The sequence below is a fragment of the Dickeya fangzhongdai genome, from assembly GCF_002812485.1.
Classification (GTDB): Bacteria; Pseudomonadota; Gammaproteobacteria; order Enterobacterales; family Enterobacteriaceae; genus Dickeya; species Dickeya fangzhongdai.
In genome coordinates this window covers 4,853,475-4,868,956 of the sequence record NZ_CP025003.1, presented here as the reverse complement: position 1 = coordinate 4,868,956, position 15,482 = coordinate 4,853,475, and the positions used below count along the sequence as shown (strand labels likewise).

Annotated in this window: 14 protein-coding genes; 11 read left to right on the top strand and 3 right to left on the bottom strand. The window is 59.9% G+C overall.

The genetic code is table 11. The annotated features are described in order from the left end of the window. Window positions 1–227: 227 nt before the first annotated feature. A complete protein-coding gene (yidA, locus tag CVE23_RS21855; protein WP_100850333.1) occupies window positions 228–1,043 on the top strand; it encodes a sugar-phosphatase in 816 nt (271 codons plus the stop codon). Between the two features lie 304 nt (window positions 1,044–1,347). Here the strand turns inward: yidA and uxuA are convergent, their stop codons facing one another. After that, window positions 1,348–2,532, bottom strand: a complete 1,185-nt coding sequence (gene uxuA, locus CVE23_RS21845) for a mannonate dehydratase (RefSeq protein ID WP_038917388.1) — start codon at window positions 2,530–2,532, stop codon at window positions 1,348–1,350. A gap of 319 nt (window positions 2,533–2,851) precedes the next feature. Here uxuA and CVE23_RS21840 point away from each other — a divergent pair, with 319 nt between their 5' ends. Beyond that, window positions 2,852–3,547: a FadR/GntR family transcriptional regulator gene (locus CVE23_RS21840; protein WP_038917389.1), complete on the top strand. Its 696-nt coding sequence runs from the start codon at window positions 2,852–2,854 to the stop codon at window positions 3,545–3,547. A gap of 78 nt (window positions 3,548–3,625) precedes the next feature. Here CVE23_RS21840 and bhsA read toward each other — a convergent pair whose 3' ends face one another. Next, window positions 3,626–3,883 carry a multiple stress resistance protein BhsA gene (bhsA, locus tag CVE23_RS21835; protein ID WP_042858122.1) on the bottom strand — a complete coding sequence of 86 codons (258 nt, stop codon included), beginning with the start codon at window positions 3,881–3,883 and terminating at the stop codon, window positions 3,626–3,628. A 235-nt stretch (window positions 3,884–4,118) separates the two neighbouring features. On the opposite strand from bhsA, the gene CVE23_RS21830 reads away from it, so the two are divergent. The 7 genes from CVE23_RS21830 to CVE23_RS21800 all read left to right on the top strand — a co-directional run bounded on the left by CVE23_RS21830 (window position 4,119) and on the right by CVE23_RS21800 (window position 13,592). Next, window positions 4,119–5,405 carry a YidR family protein gene (locus CVE23_RS21830; protein ID WP_100850331.1) on the top strand — a complete coding sequence of 429 codons (1,287 nt, stop codon included), beginning with the start codon at window positions 4,119–4,121 and terminating at the stop codon, window positions 5,403–5,405. 242 nt (window positions 5,406–5,647) lie between these two features. Then, entirely contained in the window at window positions 5,648–7,234 is a 1,587-nt protein-coding gene (locus CVE23_RS21825; protein WP_100850330.1) for an FGGY-family carbohydrate kinase, read from the top strand. 49 nt (window positions 7,235–7,283) lie between these two features. Next, window positions 7,284–8,936 (top strand): signal transduction protein, encoded by a 1,653-nt coding sequence (locus tag CVE23_RS21820; protein ID WP_100850329.1) that lies wholly within the window; start codon window positions 7,284–7,286, stop codon window positions 8,934–8,936. Between the two features lie 3 nt (window positions 8,937–8,939). Continuing rightward, window positions 8,940–9,899 carry a dihydrodipicolinate synthase family protein gene (locus CVE23_RS21815; RefSeq protein ID WP_038917396.1) on the top strand — a complete coding sequence of 320 codons (960 nt, stop codon included), beginning with the start codon at window positions 8,940–8,942 and terminating at the stop codon, window positions 9,897–9,899. Window positions 9,900–9,915: 16 nt separating this feature from the next. After that, a complete protein-coding gene (locus CVE23_RS21810; RefSeq protein ID WP_100850328.1) occupies window positions 9,916–11,025 on the top strand; it encodes a sialidase family protein in 1,110 nt (369 codons plus the stop codon). Between the two features lie 113 nt (window positions 11,026–11,138). After that, window positions 11,139–12,488 (top strand): MFS transporter, encoded by a 1,350-nt coding sequence (locus CVE23_RS21805; RefSeq protein ID WP_038917399.1) that lies wholly within the window; start codon window positions 11,139–11,141, stop codon window positions 12,486–12,488. Window positions 12,489–12,587: 99 nt separating this feature from the next. Further along, window positions 12,588–13,592, top strand: coding sequence for a LacI family DNA-binding transcriptional regulator (locus CVE23_RS21800; RefSeq protein WP_038917400.1), 1,005 nt, complete (start codon window positions 12,588–12,590; stop codon window positions 13,590–13,592). On the opposite strand, the gene CVE23_RS21795 is transcribed toward CVE23_RS21800, so the two are convergent. Next, the gene (locus CVE23_RS21795; protein WP_049842576.1) at window positions 13,586–13,957 is read right to left on the bottom strand and encodes a YceK/YidQ family lipoprotein; all 372 of its coding nucleotides are present in this window, start codon (window positions 13,955–13,957) and stop codon (window positions 13,586–13,588) included. The genes CVE23_RS21800 and CVE23_RS21795 overlap by 7 nt on opposite strands. A 299-nt stretch (window positions 13,958–14,256) precedes the next feature. Here CVE23_RS21795 and ibpA point away from each other — a divergent pair, with 299 nt between their 5' ends. Continuing rightward, window positions 14,257–14,670: a small heat shock chaperone IbpA gene (ibpA, locus tag CVE23_RS21790; protein ID WP_013315795.1), complete on the top strand. Its 414-nt coding sequence runs from the start codon at window positions 14,257–14,259 to the stop codon at window positions 14,668–14,670. Window positions 14,671–14,820: 150 nt separating this feature from the next. Then, window positions 14,821–15,270 (top strand): small heat shock chaperone IbpB, encoded by a 450-nt coding sequence (gene ibpB, locus CVE23_RS21785; RefSeq protein ID WP_100850327.1) that lies wholly within the window; start codon window positions 14,821–14,823, stop codon window positions 15,268–15,270. Window positions 15,271–15,482: the final 212 nt, after the last annotated feature.

The following is a 15,482-nucleotide window of genomic DNA, read 5'->3' as shown; positions in this document are numbered from 1 at the left end:
AGAACTCCCCTGTGTGAAGCCATTCAATGGATGAAAGAAAAATCAACAGCAGGTGAACGTGTGCAGCCTGAACCATGTCCCTATTGTGAACTGCATCACATTTATAATATCGGCCAGCGTAGAGGGGGCTTTAATGTAGGAGCCATGAAACTGACGCTGTTTTTCTGGCTTCGCCCGGCGAAATCGCGCTAGCATGCAGGGAGTTGAACTGATTATTGGGGAAATTCATGGCGATAAAACTGATTGCGATTGATATGGACGGCACGCTGCTGACGCCGGAAAATCAAATCTCGCCAGTGGTGAAACAGGCGATTGTCGCCGCACGCGAAAAAGGCGTCTATGTGGCGCTGGCTACCGGGCGTCCGTTCATCGGCGTCGAGCGCTATCTGCAACAGCTGGGCCTGCAGCAGGACGGACATTACTGCATCACCAATAACGGCGCGCTGGTGCAACGCACGGCGACGGGCGAATGTGTGGCGCAAACCACGCTGAGCTTTGAGGATTACCTCCATTTCGAGGCGCTGTCGCGTGAGCTGGGCGTGCACTTCCATGCGCTTGATTTCAATTATGTTTACACCGCCAACAAAGACATCAGCGCCTACACGGTGCATGAGTCCCATCTGACCAGCATGCCGCTGAAATACCGGGCGGTGGAGGAAATGGACCCTGGTCTGCGTTTCCCGAAAGTGATGATGATTGACGAACCCGAGTTACTGGATGCCGCTATCGCTCGCATTCCGCTCGAAGATTTCACGCGTTACACCATCATGAAAAGCGCCGCTTTCTATCTGGAGATTCTGGACCAGCGCGTGAATAAAGGCGAAGGGGTGAAAATGCTGGCGCAGCACCTTGGCCTTGAACGTGATGAAGTGATGGCGCTGGGCGATCAGGAAAACGATCTGGCGATGATTGAGTTCGCCGGGCTGGGTGTGGCGATGGGCAATGCTATCGACGCGGTCAAGGCGGCGAGCCAGTTTGTCACCAAATCTAACAGTGAAGACGGCGTGGCTTACGCTATCGAGAAGTTTGTGTTGAATGTCTGACCCGCGCGGGCCAGACATATATACCCGTCATACTTCAAGCTGCAGATGCGTTGGCTTTATTACTCGGCCCATCCCTGGGCCTCGCCCCTTCGGGGCCGCGGTAAACCGCGTTCAACGCTGCTCCCGGCAGCGTTGTCGCTCACCCCAGTCACTTACTTGAGTAAGCTCCTGGGGATTCGCTGCGTCGCCGCGTTACAAGGCTCATTCTGAGCCTTGCCCTAAAGGGCCAACGCGTGGCGTTGTTCAACACGCGAGCGTGTTGTCCTGCAACTTGAATTATTTAGGGTATAGGGGAGTGTGCGGATCAGTCGTTAAAGAACGTCTGTTTGATCGCCAGTTCGACGCCGCGCACTTCCGCCAGCCCTTTTAGCCGCCCGATGGCGGAATAACCGGGGTTGGTTTTCTTCTTCAGGTCATCCAGCATCTGGTGGCCGTGGTCGGGGCGCATCGGAATGGCACGGGTGTTGCCCTGCTGACGGCGGCGGTGTTCTTCCGCCAGAATCGCTTTCACCACTTTCACCATGTCCACATCGCCATGCAGGTGCGCGGCTTCGTGGAAGCTTTTCGGGTTGTCTTCGCGGCAGGTAGCGCGCAAATGGGTAAAGTGGATGCGGTCGGCGAAGGTTTCGATCATCTTCACCAGATCGTTGTCCGCCCGCACGCCGTAAGACCCGGTGCACATGGTGAAACCGTTATGGATGCTGTCCACGGCGTCTTTCAGCCACTGCATATCTTCAATGGTGGACACGATGCGCGGCAGGCCGAGAATCGGGCGCGGCGGATCGTCCGGATGCACCGCCAGTACGATGCCGGCTTCTTCCGCCACCGGCACAATCGCCCGCAGGAATTCAGCCATGTGCTCACGCAATTTCGCCTTGTCGATGCCGTCGTACTGCGCCAGCTGGGCGCGGAACTGTTCCAGCGTGTACCCTTCTTCGGCGCCCGGCAGACCGGCGATAATATTGCGGGTCAGCTTGTCTTTGTCCGCGTCGGTCATGGCGGCGAAATAGGCGGCGGCCTGGCGTTGTTCGTCGTCGGTGTAGTCGGCGGCGGCGCCTGCGCGCTGGAGCAGGTGCAGTTCGAAGGCGGCGAAGGCGGTGTGGTCAAAACGCAGCGCCCGGGAGCCGTCCGGCAGCGGGTATTCCAGGTCGGTACGGGTCCAGTCCAGCACCGGCATAAAGTTGTAGCACACGGTATCGATGCCGCAGGCGCCGAGATTACGCAGCGACTGCTGATAGTTGGCGATGTAGCGGCGGTAGTCGCCGGTCTGGGTTTTGATGGCTTCGTGCACCGGCACGCTTTCCACCACCGACCAGATCAACCCTTTTTCAGCCAGTTGCGCCTGGCGTTTCTTAATCTCTTCAACGCTCCACACTTCGCCATTCGGGATGTGATGCAGTGCGGTGACGATACCGGTCGCGCCCGCCTGGCGGGCATCATCCAGCGACACCGGATCGTTGGGGCCGTACCAGCGCCAGGTGTGTTCCATAAAGTAGCTCCTTAAGCTATAGACTTGAGTAATCATCGGGATCGGATAATAACCGGTCTGGTGGTCAGGCCACCAGACCGGTTCACTATTCACCACCTGCGGTGATATTTCTGTGATTTAGATCACGCAAACATCAGGCAAGAGGCCGCTGTGGCGCCCGGGTGTGAGATGGATAGCAGCCTTGTCATCTGCGTATGGCGCTGCGGCATTTAATTTTCTGGCGTTTTGGCGGCTATGGTAAGCTGCGGGCTATTGTTTACAGGACATATGCTTATAGGGCATATGCTGACAGGACACGGCTGGCGCGGCCGGAGGGGATATAGTGTTACCCACACTGAAAGTTGAGCGGCTGTACCGGCAGATATCCAACCTGCTGATTAACTGTATCAGAAACGGTCAGTTTACGGCCGGGCAACTGCTGCCCTCGGAGCGTGAACTGGCGAAACAGCTGGGGGTGAGCCGCTCGTCCATCCGCGAGGCGCTGATTGCGCTGGAAATTACCGGTTGGGTGGAGATTCGCACCGGGAATGGCGTGTACGTCAACGACCCGCTGCCGGACGCGCCGCCCGCCGCGCCGCCGGAAGACGAATTCAGCCTGCGGGCGTTCATTCAGGCCCGTCAGGTATATGAGGCAATGATGGCGGAGCTGGCGGCGGTGCATGCCACCGACGAGCAACGCGCCGCGTTGCAGGATATCACCCGCGATCTGTCACGCCTGCACGTCAACGACGCGCAATTTCTGCACGAAGACAAGCGCTTCCATCTGTTGATCAGTGAAATGTCCGGCAATGAAGTGCTGCAGGACATGATGGATTACCTGTGGAACAAGCGTCAGAGCAGCCGGTTTGTGCGGCTGGAAACGCTCTACGCCGACCCCGATTTTCCCCGCACCATGAATCAGGACCATGCCGATATTGCCGACGCCATCGTCGCGCGCGACCCGGCCCGGGCACGCGCCAGCATGGAACGCCATCTCCAGCATGTGTACGATCATCTGTTCAGCGGTGATAAGTAGGCGTGAGTTCCGCCAGAAATGAAAAAACCCCGGGGGGACACAGGCACCGGGGTCGAGGGTAATGATGAGCGTGGGCGATTATTTGTAGATCACCGCGTTGCCGCGCAGGGTGTTGTCGCCGCCAGCATAGGTGATGGTGTAAGCGGAAGCGCCGGCGGCCTCAGCCTGATGGGCCAGTTTGGCCTGAAGCGAGCTCAGATCGTTGGCGGTGGCGGAAACGGAACCGATTTTTTCCAGTTGCTGGGCCTGCTCATAGTTGACGCTCTGGGCGGCGAAAGAACCAAAAGATACGGTGGCAAGGGCAGCGGCGATAGCGATGGTTTTGATGTTTTTCATGATCTTTTTCCTTCCTCGGGTAAATGACGTTGAAAGGCGTTTGTCCTTTCGATAACGGAAAGGTTACGCCCTGTTGGCCTTCGTGGAAAACGGAGGTTGTTGAAGATATCTTTCTATTTTTTTGATGGGAAATACAGTCAGGAATGGAAAATAACTCAATGATTTCTATTGTCTTTGTTGTTTTTTGAGCGATTTTTTAGGATATGCCAAGTTATGTCAAGAAGGCGAAAAATCTGTGAAGAATGAAGACAGGCAGATAACATTTAATGCTTTTTCACATCAGTTAACCAATATAAATATCTGGTCATGCGATGGCAACTGGTTGATTTATGACGTTCGGCCGCACGGATCTTCATTCACGGGATTGACCATCGAACGCGTCAACGTGGAAACCCGTCAGCGCGAGGTGATTTACCGCGCCGGGCAGGGCGCGCATGTCGGCGTAGCGACCGGCAGCCCGGTGGCGCCGCAACGTTATGTGTTTATCCACGGCCCGGAACACCCCGATGAGCGCTGGCAGTACGATTTTCATCACCGCCGCGGCGTGGTGATATCGGATGATGACCGCCAGCAGGCCACGACGCTGGATGCCTGCGTGTTGACGGCGCCGTATCTGGCCGGCGCGCTGCGCGGCGGTTCCCATGTGCATGTGTTCAGCCCGGACGGCAGCCGGCTGAGTTTCACCTACAACGACCATGTGCTGCACGAGCGCGACCCGGCTCTGGATCTGCGCAATGTCGCAGTGGCGGTGCCGCTGCATCCGGTGGTCGCGCCGCACCGTCATCCGCGCGAGCATGACGGCAGCCATTTTTGCGTGCTGGTGAGCGACACCACGCCGCAGCCGCGCCCCGGCAGCGATGACATCAACCGCGCCTACGAAGAAGGTTGGGTGGGGACGGCAGGCTATCTGCGTCCGGATGGATGCCGTCAGCGTTGGGCGCTGGCGTTTATCGGCGATACGCTGTCCGCTGGCGGCGAGAAGGTGCCGGAAGTGTTTATCGTCGATTTGCCGGAGCAACTTAACGATTACGCCCGCCCCGGCGAGCGGCCGTTGGGCGGCACCGACGATCGTTTGCCTGCTCCGCCTGCCGGCGTGCGCCAGCGGCGTCTCACCTTTACCGCCGACAGGCTACATCCCGGCGTAGTCAATCAACCGCGTCACTGGCTGCGCAGTTCGCCGGACGGCAGCCAAATCGCGTTTCTGATGAAAGACGATCGCGGCGTGGTGCAGTTGTGGACGGTATCGCCGAACGGCGGCGAACCCCGTCAGGTGACGCAGGGCGACTGGCCGGTACAGTCGGCGTTCAGCTGGCATCCGGACGGTAAATACCTGGCGTTCATTGGCGACAACAGCGTGATGCTGTGCGAGGTAGCGACCGGTCGGTTGATTCGCCAGACCGTGCGCAGCGAAACGCCGCCGGTGGGGGATGCGGTGGTGTTTTCGCCGGATGGCGATCGCATCGCCTACCTACGGGATATTGATGGCTACAACCAGATTTTTGTGGTGACGGTCATGCGTTAACGCCGGCGTTTTTCCTGACGGGCGGCGCGCCCAGACTGGCCCGCCGCCTGTTGTTTACCCCGCTTCCGCCCTTCTCTGGTGGTTTCCAGCGCTCCGCTGTTTTGATTACCCAATAAAACTGTTTCCTTTCAAACGATTGCTTTTTATTCACCGATCCGCCTCACAGTTCGCAGCAAAAAACATTGTCACCGACTCTGTGCTTCAAATACATTGCTAACTCGACTTAGCAAAGAGATTTCAGCATGAAAAACGGTTGCTTCATCGGTGTGGATGTCGGGTCGGCCAGCGTCAGGGCCGGGGTGTTTGACGGCAATGGCCAGCGTCTGGCGTTTGCGGTGCGGCCCATCGAACAGTTTCATCCTCGCACGCACGTGGTAGAGCAATCGTCGACGGATATCTGGCAGTCGGTCGGCGCTTGCGTACGTGAAGCGCTGGGCATGGCGGCGATAGCGCCTTCGCAGGTACGCGCCATCGGCTTTGACGCCACCTGCTCGCTGGTGGCGGTCGGTCCGCAGGGTCAGCCGGTATCGGTAGCTGAGCAGAACGACCCGCAGCGGGACATCATCATGTGGATGGATCACCGCGCCGCCGCCGAAACCGCCGACATCAACGCCACCGGCGACGACGCGCTGCGCTATGTAGGCGGCGAGGTCAGCATCGAGATGGAATTGCCCAAGATCCTGTGGTTAAAACGCCATTTCCCGGCACGTTATCAGCAGGTATGGCGCTTTTTCGATCTGGCGGACTATCTGGTGTGGCGCGCCACCGGTACGGACGCCGCCAGCGTTTGCACGCTGACCTGCAAGTGGAACTATCTGGCGCATGAAAACCGCTTTAGCGACAGCCTGTTGCAGGCGGTTGGGCTGGCTGATTTGCCGCAGAAAATCCCGCCGCGCATCCTGCAACTGGGCGACGCCGCTGGGACGCTGGCCGCCGACGTGGCGCGCGACTGGGGGTTGCCGGAAAACGTGGTGGTGGCCGGCGGCATTATCGACGCGCACGCCGGCGGGCTGGCGCTGGTGGGCGGCGAACCACAGGGCAGCCTGGCCGTCATTAGCGGTACGTCTAATTGCCATATGCTGGTCAGTCGTCAGCCGGTCGAGGTGCCCGGCGTGTGGGGGCCGTACTGGGGCGCGATGCTGCCGCAGTGGTGGCTTAACGAAGGCGGGCAAAGCGCAGCGGGCGCGCTGGTGGAATGGACATTGCGCCAGCATGCGCAGTGGCCGGCGTTGACGGCGCAGGCGGAGCAACAGCGCCGTAGCCCGTATGCGCTGCTGAACGAGTGGGTGGCGTCGTTGGAACAGCGCGAACCGCTGCCGACCCGTCATCTGCATGTGCTGGCGGATCACCACGGCAACCGCTCGCCGCGCGCCAACCCGAATGCGCGCGGCATGGTGATGGGGCTGACGCTGGAACAAGGGCCGGATGCGCTGGCGCGGCTGTATCTGGCGACGCTACAGGCGATTGCTTATGGCACCCGCCACATTATTGATGCGTTGAATCAGGCCGGTCATCAGATTACCCGGCTGACGATGTGCGGCGGCGCCACCAAAAATCCGCTGTGGCTGCGGGAATACGCCGCCATCACCGGTTGCGATATTCAACTGGCGAGCGAAGAAGACGCAGTGACGCTCGGCGCGGCGTTGCTGGGGGCGGTGGCCTGCGGCGCGTATCCCTCGCTGCCGCAAGCGGCGCAGGCGCTGGTGCAGCCCGGCCCGCTTATTCGCGCCGACCGGTGCAATCAGGCGTTTCACGACGCCAAATACCAGATTTATTTACAGATGTATGACTACCAGCAGGCCGCCCAGCAACAGATGAGCCGTCACTGATAGCCGAATTTTCTTCCGGCATCGTCCGGAACGGACACCAGGAGTACATATGTTGACACTGAATCTTCCCGCTTCACCCCGCCAGCTTTCCGTCGGCGAACGCGAGGTTTTGCTGGTTACCAATGCGGATCTGCGGGAGTCCGCCAACCTGACCTGTTGGCCGACCCAGCAGCAGTTTGAAAGCCGTCTACAGAGCGCACTGGAACAACTGGGATACCGCATGACGCGCGCTCATGCGGTAGACAACGCCCGCGGGCACGGTTTCATCAGCAGCCAGCGGGAAGGCAGCGATGTGTTCGCCGCGCTCGACCCCGACGCGCCGGTGATCGTGCTGCTGACCGCCTGGCAATATTCTCACCATGTCGCGCCGTCGCTGGTGCACCACCGCGGCCCGGTATTGCTGCTGGCTAATTTCGACGGCACCTGGCCGGGGCTGGTGGGCATGTTGTGCATGGCGGGTTGCCTGACCAGTCTGGGGCGCACGTATTCCCGGCTGTGGTCGGAAACCTTTGAGGACGACGCGTTTCGTCAGGGGCTGGCGACCTGGCTGCGCGACGGCGCGGTCAGCCACAAGACCGGCTATCTGCGCCCGGTGGCGGCGTCTCACCCGCTGCTGGCGGCGCCTGCCGGTCAGATCGGCCGTCAGGTGGGGGAATACATTCTGCGGCATAAAGCGATTATCGGGCTGTTCGACACCTTCTGCATGGGGATGATCAACGGCGTGTTCCCGCAGCAGGCGATGGTGAATATTGGTATGCCGATTGAGTCGTTGTCCCAGTCGGCGTTGCTGGTGGAGATGGCGAAGGTGCCGCACGCCCTGCGTGAAAACTGTCTGGCGTGGTATGAGCAGCGTGGTATGCAGTTTGAGTTTGGCGACGACGGCAGCCGCCAGCTGACGCGGGATCAGGTGCTGGAGCAGTGCGCGATGATGATTGCGATGGCGCGCGTCGTGCAGCGCTTCGGGCTGACGGCGGTCGGGGTGCAGTACCAGCAGGGGCTGAAAGACAGCTGCGCCGCGTCCGATTTCGCCGAAGGGGCGATCGGCAACGCAGAGCGCTTCCCGCTGCCGGATGAGCAGGGCGAGCCGATTCGCCCCGATGTCGCTATCCCCTGCATCAATGAAGTGGACATGGGCAGCGCCATTCCGCAGGTGATGTTGTGGCATCTGCTGCATGGGCTGGGGCTACCGGCGGAAACCACGCTGCACGATATTCGCTGGGGCAGCGAGTATCAGGGCGTCTTCTACTGGGATTTGGAAATTTCCGGCGCGGTGCCGTTTGCTCACCTCAAAGGCGGTATCGCCGGCGCCACCGGCTATCGTCAGCCGCCGATGTTCTTCCCGTACGGCGGTTCCACCATCGCCGGGCAGGGCAAGGCGGGGCGTTTTGTCTGGGCGCGGGCGCATTACGAAGGCACGCAGGTGATCATGCATATCGGCACCGGCACGGCGGTAGAATTGCCAACTGATGAGTTTGAACGCCGCCGCCGCGCCACCAACTACGAGTGGCCGCTGCTCAACGCGGTGCTGGACGGCGTCACCCGCGACGACCTGATGGCGGGCCACCAGAGCAACCACCTGACGGTGGCGTATGTGGACGAGGATAAGCTTGCCGAGGTGCTGAAAGCCTTTGTCGCTCAGGCGCTGACGCAGCATATCCAGGTATGGACGGCGGGCGATGCTCACCGGTTGCTGGCGGAGTAAATCATGAATTACGACAACTCATCCTTCAGCGATGAAAACAAATACACCGGCATCTGGCCGGTGATGCTCACCCCGTTCGACGCGCGCGGCGAAATCGACTACGCCTCGCTGGCGCGGCTGGTGGAGTGGTATCTGGATGCCGGGGTGCACGGGCTGTTCGCCGCCTGCCAGTCCAGCGAGATGTTTTTCTTAAGCGATGCGGAAACCCGCGAACTGGTGCGCTTTATCGTGGCGCAGGTAGACGGCCGGGTGCCGGTGGTGGCCTCGGGTCATACCGCCAACGCGTTCAGCCAGCAGGTGGATCAGCTAAACGGCGTGGCGGAAACCGGTGTGGACGGCGTGATCCTGATCAGTAACCGATTGGCGCTGGCGGGCGAGCCTGACGAACAGGCGCTGGCACGGTTGCAGGCATTGACGGCGCAACTGCCCGCGCAGGTGGATTTGGGGATTTATGAGTGCCCTTATCCCTACAAGCGGCTGCTGTCTGACGAGACGGTCGCCTGGTGCGCGCGCAGCGGGCGCTACACCTTCATCAAAGACACCTGCTGCGATCTGCCGACCATTCGCCGTCGTCTGCAACTGGCGCAGGGTACGCGTCTGCATCTGGCCAACGCCAACAGCCAGACGTTGCTGGCGTCGTTGCAGGCCGGCTGTCAGGCCTACAGCGGCGTGATGGCCAACTTCCACCCGCAGCTGTACGTGTGGCTGTTCGAGCACTGGCGCGAGCACCCGCAGGCGGCGCAGCAGCTGGCGGATTATCTCGGTACGGCGGCGCTGGCGGAGTTTCTTGATTATCCGGCCTGCGCCAAGTTCTATCAGCAGCAATGTGGTAATTTCTCGACCCATGTTTGCCGGGTGCGCAACAGCGCCGCCTACGGCGAGAGCTTTTTCCCACAGGCGATTGAGAGCATGCTCCGGCTGGGCCAGACGCTGGCGACGCAGCTCCCGGTACCGCGCCGGTAACCTGAAGGACACCCTGATGAAGCTGACAATGACAACACAGCAATTCGTCCTGCCCGAAGGGCATGACTACTTCGGCAACTGCCACGCCTCGACCGTGGCGGCATTGCCGGGCGGGCGGCTGCGGGTGGCCTGGTTTGCCGGCGAAAAGGAAGGCAGCGGCGATACCGCAATCTGGCTGGCCTGCGCCGAGCAGGGGCACTGGTTGCCGCCGGTGCGGATAGCGTGGGAAGACGGGCTGGCGCACTGGAATCCGGTGTTGCACCAGCAGGCGGGCAAGCTGTGGCTGTTCTATAAAGTGGGCGCGGATGTGCACCACTGGCAGACCCGGGTGATGGTATCGACGGATGACGGCGCGAGCTGGTCTGCGCCGTGTCCGCTGGTGCCCGGCGACAGCGCGCCGCGCGGGCCGGTGAAGAACAAGCTGCTGGTGATGTCCAACGGCGAGTGGCTGGCGCCCGCGTCTGTCGAGGACGACCGCCACTGGGATGCCTTCGTGGATCTCAGCGGCGATCAGGGCCGGAACTGGCAGGCCGTGCCCATCCCGCTGACCCACCGCATACCCGGCGATGAAGGCGGCGGGGCGTTATGGCAGGGGCTGGAGCAGGCGGCGCTGTGGGAAAACGACCTGACGCGGGTGTTCCAGTGGGACGGCGTTATTCAGCCGTCGGCGTGGGAGTCGGCGCCGGGGCGGGTGCATGTACTGATGCGCAGCACGCGCGGCGCGCTGTACCGCAGCGATTCGGACGACTACGGTCGCCACTGGCGCGAGGCTTATGCCATCGACCTGCCGAACAACAACAGCGGCGTCGATCTGGCGCATCTGGGGGCGGGTCGTCTGGTGCTGGTCTACAACCCGGTAACCGGCAACTGGCGTCATCGTTATCCGCTGACGGTGGCCTGCTCCGTCGATAACGGCGAACACTGGGAAAACCGCATCGACCTTGAGCAGGAGCCCGGCGAGTTTTCTTATCCCGCCATTATTGCCGATGGCGACACGGTTAATGCCGGTGGCGCCGCATCTCATGCCGGTGGCACCACATCTCATGCCGGTGGCACCACATTGCATGTGACCTACACCTGGAATCGAAAAAATATCGTTTACTGCGCGCTGATATTCAGCGGGTAGTCGTTGTAGCACTCAAAAAAACCTGTACCCTACACCCCCCGCCGACCTCCGGGTACGGCGGCGTCCGGATGGCTTTGCCTGAAGGGCGATAAAATCATAAAGCGAGGAACATCATGTCGATTTCCGTGGAATTATCCCAACACCAGGCGATGCACAATAAATCCAATATCCGCCGCGTGGTGATCTCCAGTTGGATTGGCAACACCATCGAGTTTTACGATTTCCTGCTCTACGGACTGGCGAGCGCGCTGGTGTTTGGCAAACTGTTCTTTCCCACCGTCAGCCCGGTCACGGCGATGCTGGCGTCATTCGCTACCTTCGGCGTGGGGTTCATTGCCCGCCCGCTGGGCGGTATCTTCTTCGGCCACATGGGCGACACCCTGGGGCGTAAGCTGACGCTGTTGATTACCCTCGGCGGCATGGGGATGGCGACCTTTCTGATCGGCTGCCTGCCTACTTATCACCAGATCGGCGTCTGGGCGCCGGTGCTGCTGGTGGTACTGCGTTTCGTGCAGGGCTTTTTGGTGGGCGGCGAGTGGGGCGGCGCGATGCTGATGGTGGTGGAAACCGCGCCCGCCAACCGTCGCGGCCTGCTCGGTTCCATCCCGCAGACCGGCGGTTTTTCCGGACAACTGCTGGCGACGGCCATATTCGCCATGGTGTCGACGCTGCCGGAAGACCAACTGATGTCGTGGGGCTGGCGCGTGCCGTTCATGCTGAGCGTGGCGCTGGTGCTGGTGGGGCTGTATATGCGCCGCAAGGTGGACGAAACGCCGGTGTTCCAGCAGGTCCAGCAACAGCAGCAACAGCAGGCGCGTGAGAGCGAGCCGGCGCGTCGTCAAAGCCCGGTGGTGGAAGTACTGCGTAAACAGTGGCGCAGCGTCTGCCTGATTATGGTGCTGCGTTTCGCGGAAAGCGTGCCGTTCTTCCTGGCGACCGTGTTCGCCGTGTCCTACGCCACCGTACAGTTGGGCGTGCCCAAACAGACCATGCTCAACGTGATTATGGCGACCTGCGTGCTGGCGTTTCCGATGCATGCGCTGTTTGGCGCGCTGTCCGACCGGGTGGGCCGCCGTCCGATCTATATCTTCGGCGCGCTGTGCGCCGCGGCGATGGCGTTTCCGTTCTTCTATCTGCTGGAAAGCGGCTCCTTTGGGTTGATGGTGCTGGGGTACATCCTGCTGATCAACATCGCCCATAACTCCATCAACTCGGTACAACCGGCGTTCTTTACCGAACTGTTCGGCCCGAAAGTGCGTTATAGCGGCGCGTCCATCGGCGCACAACTGGGGGCGATTGTCGCAGGCGGTTTCACTCCGTTTATCGCCAAGGGGCTGACCTCGCTGGATAACGAGTCCTGGACGCTGGTGGCGACCTACGTCACGGTAGCGGCGCTGGTGGCGGCGTTCGCAGCCTGGAAAGCGCCGGAAACGTCGCGCCGGGATATGACCAAAGAGGTGTGATTTATTGATCGCGGCCAGGGTCGGCCGCGCTTTAGCTGCGTCGAGTTAGTTATTCCGCTACACTGGCCTCTTTCAGTTCTCACAGGGATATTCTGTTTCATGGCGAAAACAGTTGAACAGATTGCCAGTGCCTTGAAGTTGTCCGTGACCACGGTGCGTCTGGTGCTGAATGGAAAAGCGGAACAGTATCGGATCAGCGCCAAAACCCAGCAACGCATCCATCAGTACGTGACCGAGTACGGTTACACCGTCAATCACGTCGCCCGCAGCCTGAAGCTGAACAAAACCGAAACGCTGGGGCTGATCGTGCCCCGACTATCCAACCTGTTTTTCTCGACGCTGGCTGAAAAGCTCGAAACCCGCTGCCGCGAGGTGGGCTATCAACTGATGATCAGCTGTTCTTACAGCGATCCGCAGTATGAAAACCGGCTGGTGGAGGCGCTGTTGCAGCGCAATGTCGACGGGTTATTCGTGGTGCCGTCGTCGCTACAGTCGGCTCAGCACCACGCTAAGGTCGTGAAAAAGCCATTGGTGCTGCTGGATCGTGATTTCGGCATCGATCAACTGCCGCTGGTGATGAGTGACAACCTGCAGGGCGGGGCGGCGCTGACCGAAGCGATGCTGGCCGACCAACCTGCCGCGCCGCTGTTTTTCATGGCCGGCGATGTGCAGCAGCCGGCGATTCGCGACCGTCTGCGCGGGTATCGCCAGTCGGTGCAGCAGGCCGGGCTGACCCCGGCGGTGCTGGAAGCCAGCCATAACCGCCGTGAAGACGGCATGCTAATGATGGAGCAGTTTTTGCGCCAGCACGACGCACCGCCGCCGGCGTTCATCGCGTCGTCACTGCCGGTGCTGGAAGGGATGCTGAGCGTGGTGCGCGAGCGCTATGGCTATATTCCGGCGCACATTAATATCGGCACCTTCGATGAACACGCCATGCTGGGATTTTTACCGAATACGCTCTGGTCAATGCGTCAGAACGAAGACGCCTGGACTGAACAGGCGTTTGCGGCGATGCAGCAGGCGCTGAACGGCGATGCGCCGCCGCATAAAGCGGTGATCCCCATGACCCTGATCCACCGCCGCCAGGCGGAAAGTCACTGACCGGCGTTATTTGCCGAAACTGGTATCATCATCGGCGGCGGTTCGTCTGCCTGCTTGCGGCGTTCGTATTCTTCCAGCCGGTCGCGGGCCGAGGTGTTGTGGTGGTCGCTGTGGACGCGATAATAGTCATAGGGCAGCAGTAGCGTATCCAGCATGGCGGAGAAGGGAACGTCCAGCGCCACCATCGGCATCATCGCCCAACTGGTGTCCTCGTCTTTCATGGTAGCCATGCTGGATTTGGTGCCGGAATAGTACCCCTGCTCGCCGCCAGAGTGAGTCATTACACTGGAGCAGCCACCGCATGTCGCCAGTATCCCGCCTGACAGTACGAACGACAATGAGGCATTTTTCAGTATGGTCATCATGCTACCCTGAGGAGAGTTTTCCCGGTTACGTGGTTGACTGCGCGTGCATCACCCTGCATATGGATTACGACCTTCACATGTTTTAGCAAAATGTGCTTGCTGTCCAGTGTATGTGATTACACCTGAACCGGGGAAAGAATAAGAGAATTTTCCTTCACGGTGTTGAAAAGCGGAGGTGGGTCACCATATTGATATCAGGCAAGACGGAAATACGCCGACAGGGTATTTCCCCACGCCAGACGCCTGTCCGAATGGAGGGCGGTTATCTTTCGACCTCGCTGCATGTTAGGAGGCAGTTTATGCGTAACCCCGATTTTTCCCCGCTGTATCGCTCCGCTATTGGTTTTGATCGTCTGTTTAATCTGCTGGAAGCCGGCCAGAGCCAGGGCAATGGCGGATATCCCCCGTATAACGTTGAGCTGGTTGACGAAAACCAGTACCGCATTGCGATTGCCGTGGCCGGTTTCGCTGAAAGCGAACTGGAGATCACCGCGCACGACAACATGCTGATTGTCAAAGGATCGCACAGCGGCGACGCCACCCCGCGCAACTACCTTTATCAGGGCATTGCCGAGCGCAATTTCGAACGCAAATTCCAGCTGGCGGAACACATTCAGATCAACGGCGCCAACCTGGAAAACGGTTTGCTGTTCATCGATCTGCAACGGGTGATTCCGGAAACGCTGAAACCGCGGCGTATCGAAATCAAATAATCGTGATGGCCGCCGGCGCGCGACGCCGCGGCGATGAGTGAACCGATCTCAGCGATCTCTCTGAGTGATTGCATCTGTTCGTCCGCCGAATGGGGACGACCCGGCTGTCGCCGGAAACCGTTATCTCGCTTCACAGAAGGAGTTATGAGTATGCGCAACTACGATTTATCCCCCCTGCTGCGTCAGTGGATTGGCTTTGACAAACTCGCCAGCGCCATGGGCAACCAGGAAGCGGTGGAATTCCCGCCGTACAACATCGAAAAAATCGATGACAACCATTACCGTATTACGCTGGCGCTGGCTGGATTTCGTCAGTCGGAGCTGGATATTGAAGTGGAGGGGCAGCGTCTGACCGTGAAGGGCGCGCCGACGCTGCCGGAGAAAAAGGCGCAGTACCTGCATCAGGGGCTGGTGTTCAAGCCGTTCTCGCTGAGTTTCACGCTGGCCGATCACCTGCATGTGTCCGACGCGCAGTTCCAGCACGGGCTGTTGCACATTGACCTGATTCGTGACGTGCCGCAGGCGTTGCAACCGCAGCGTATCGCCATCGGCCGCCGTGCGCCCGCGCTTCACGAGAAGGCGCCGGATGAACAGGCTTAACCGGCCATAATCGACCGCCCGCGAGGTACTCGCGGGCATTTTTTTAACATTTTTTCCCGCTTTTCCCAGCCGGTCATCTGGCGCTGGCGATGGTTTACATTAGTTCTCAATGGTTATTTTCCGCATTTAAAGGGAAAATATCGAAAAATACTTCAGAATTATTTTATTTCCTGCCTGAATAGAATGAAATAAACCAATAAATAGCGGTGATG

Excerpts from the sequence above, each read along its gene's own strand:
- yidA (WP_100850333.1), top strand. The coding sequence starts at position 228 with ATGGCGATAAAACTGATTGCGATTGATATGGACGGCACGCTGCTGACG.
- uxuA (WP_038917388.1), bottom strand. The coding sequence starts at position 2,532 with ATGGAACACACCTGGCGCTGGTACGGCCCCAACGATCCGGTGTCGCTG.
- bhsA (WP_042858122.1), bottom strand. The coding sequence starts at position 3,883 with ATGAAAAACATCAAAACCATCGCTATCGCCGCTGCCCTTGCCACCGTA.
- CVE23_RS21825 (WP_100850330.1), top strand. The coding sequence starts at position 5,648 with ATGAAAAACGGTTGCTTCATCGGTGTGGATGTCGGGTCGGCCAGCGTC.
- CVE23_RS21820 (WP_100850329.1), top strand. The coding sequence starts at position 7,284 with ATGTTGACACTGAATCTTCCCGCTTCACCCCGCCAGCTTTCCGTCGGC.
- CVE23_RS21815 (WP_038917396.1), top strand. The coding sequence starts at position 8,940 with ATGAATTACGACAACTCATCCTTCAGCGATGAAAACAAATACACCGGC.
- CVE23_RS21810 (WP_100850328.1), top strand. The coding sequence starts at position 9,916 with ATGAAGCTGACAATGACAACACAGCAATTCGTCCTGCCCGAAGGGCAT.
- CVE23_RS21805 (WP_038917399.1), top strand. The coding sequence starts at position 11,139 with ATGTCGATTTCCGTGGAATTATCCCAACACCAGGCGATGCACAATAAA.
- CVE23_RS21800 (WP_038917400.1), top strand. The coding sequence starts at position 12,588 with ATGGCGAAAACAGTTGAACAGATTGCCAGTGCCTTGAAGTTGTCCGTG.
- CVE23_RS21795 (WP_049842576.1), bottom strand. The coding sequence starts at position 13,957 with ATGATGACCATACTGAAAAATGCCTCATTGTCGTTCGTACTGTCAGGC.
- ibpA (WP_013315795.1), top strand. The coding sequence starts at position 14,257 with ATGCGTAACCCCGATTTTTCCCCGCTGTATCGCTCCGCTATTGGTTTT.
- ibpB (WP_100850327.1), top strand. The coding sequence starts at position 14,821 with ATGCGCAACTACGATTTATCCCCCCTGCTGCGTCAGTGGATTGGCTTT.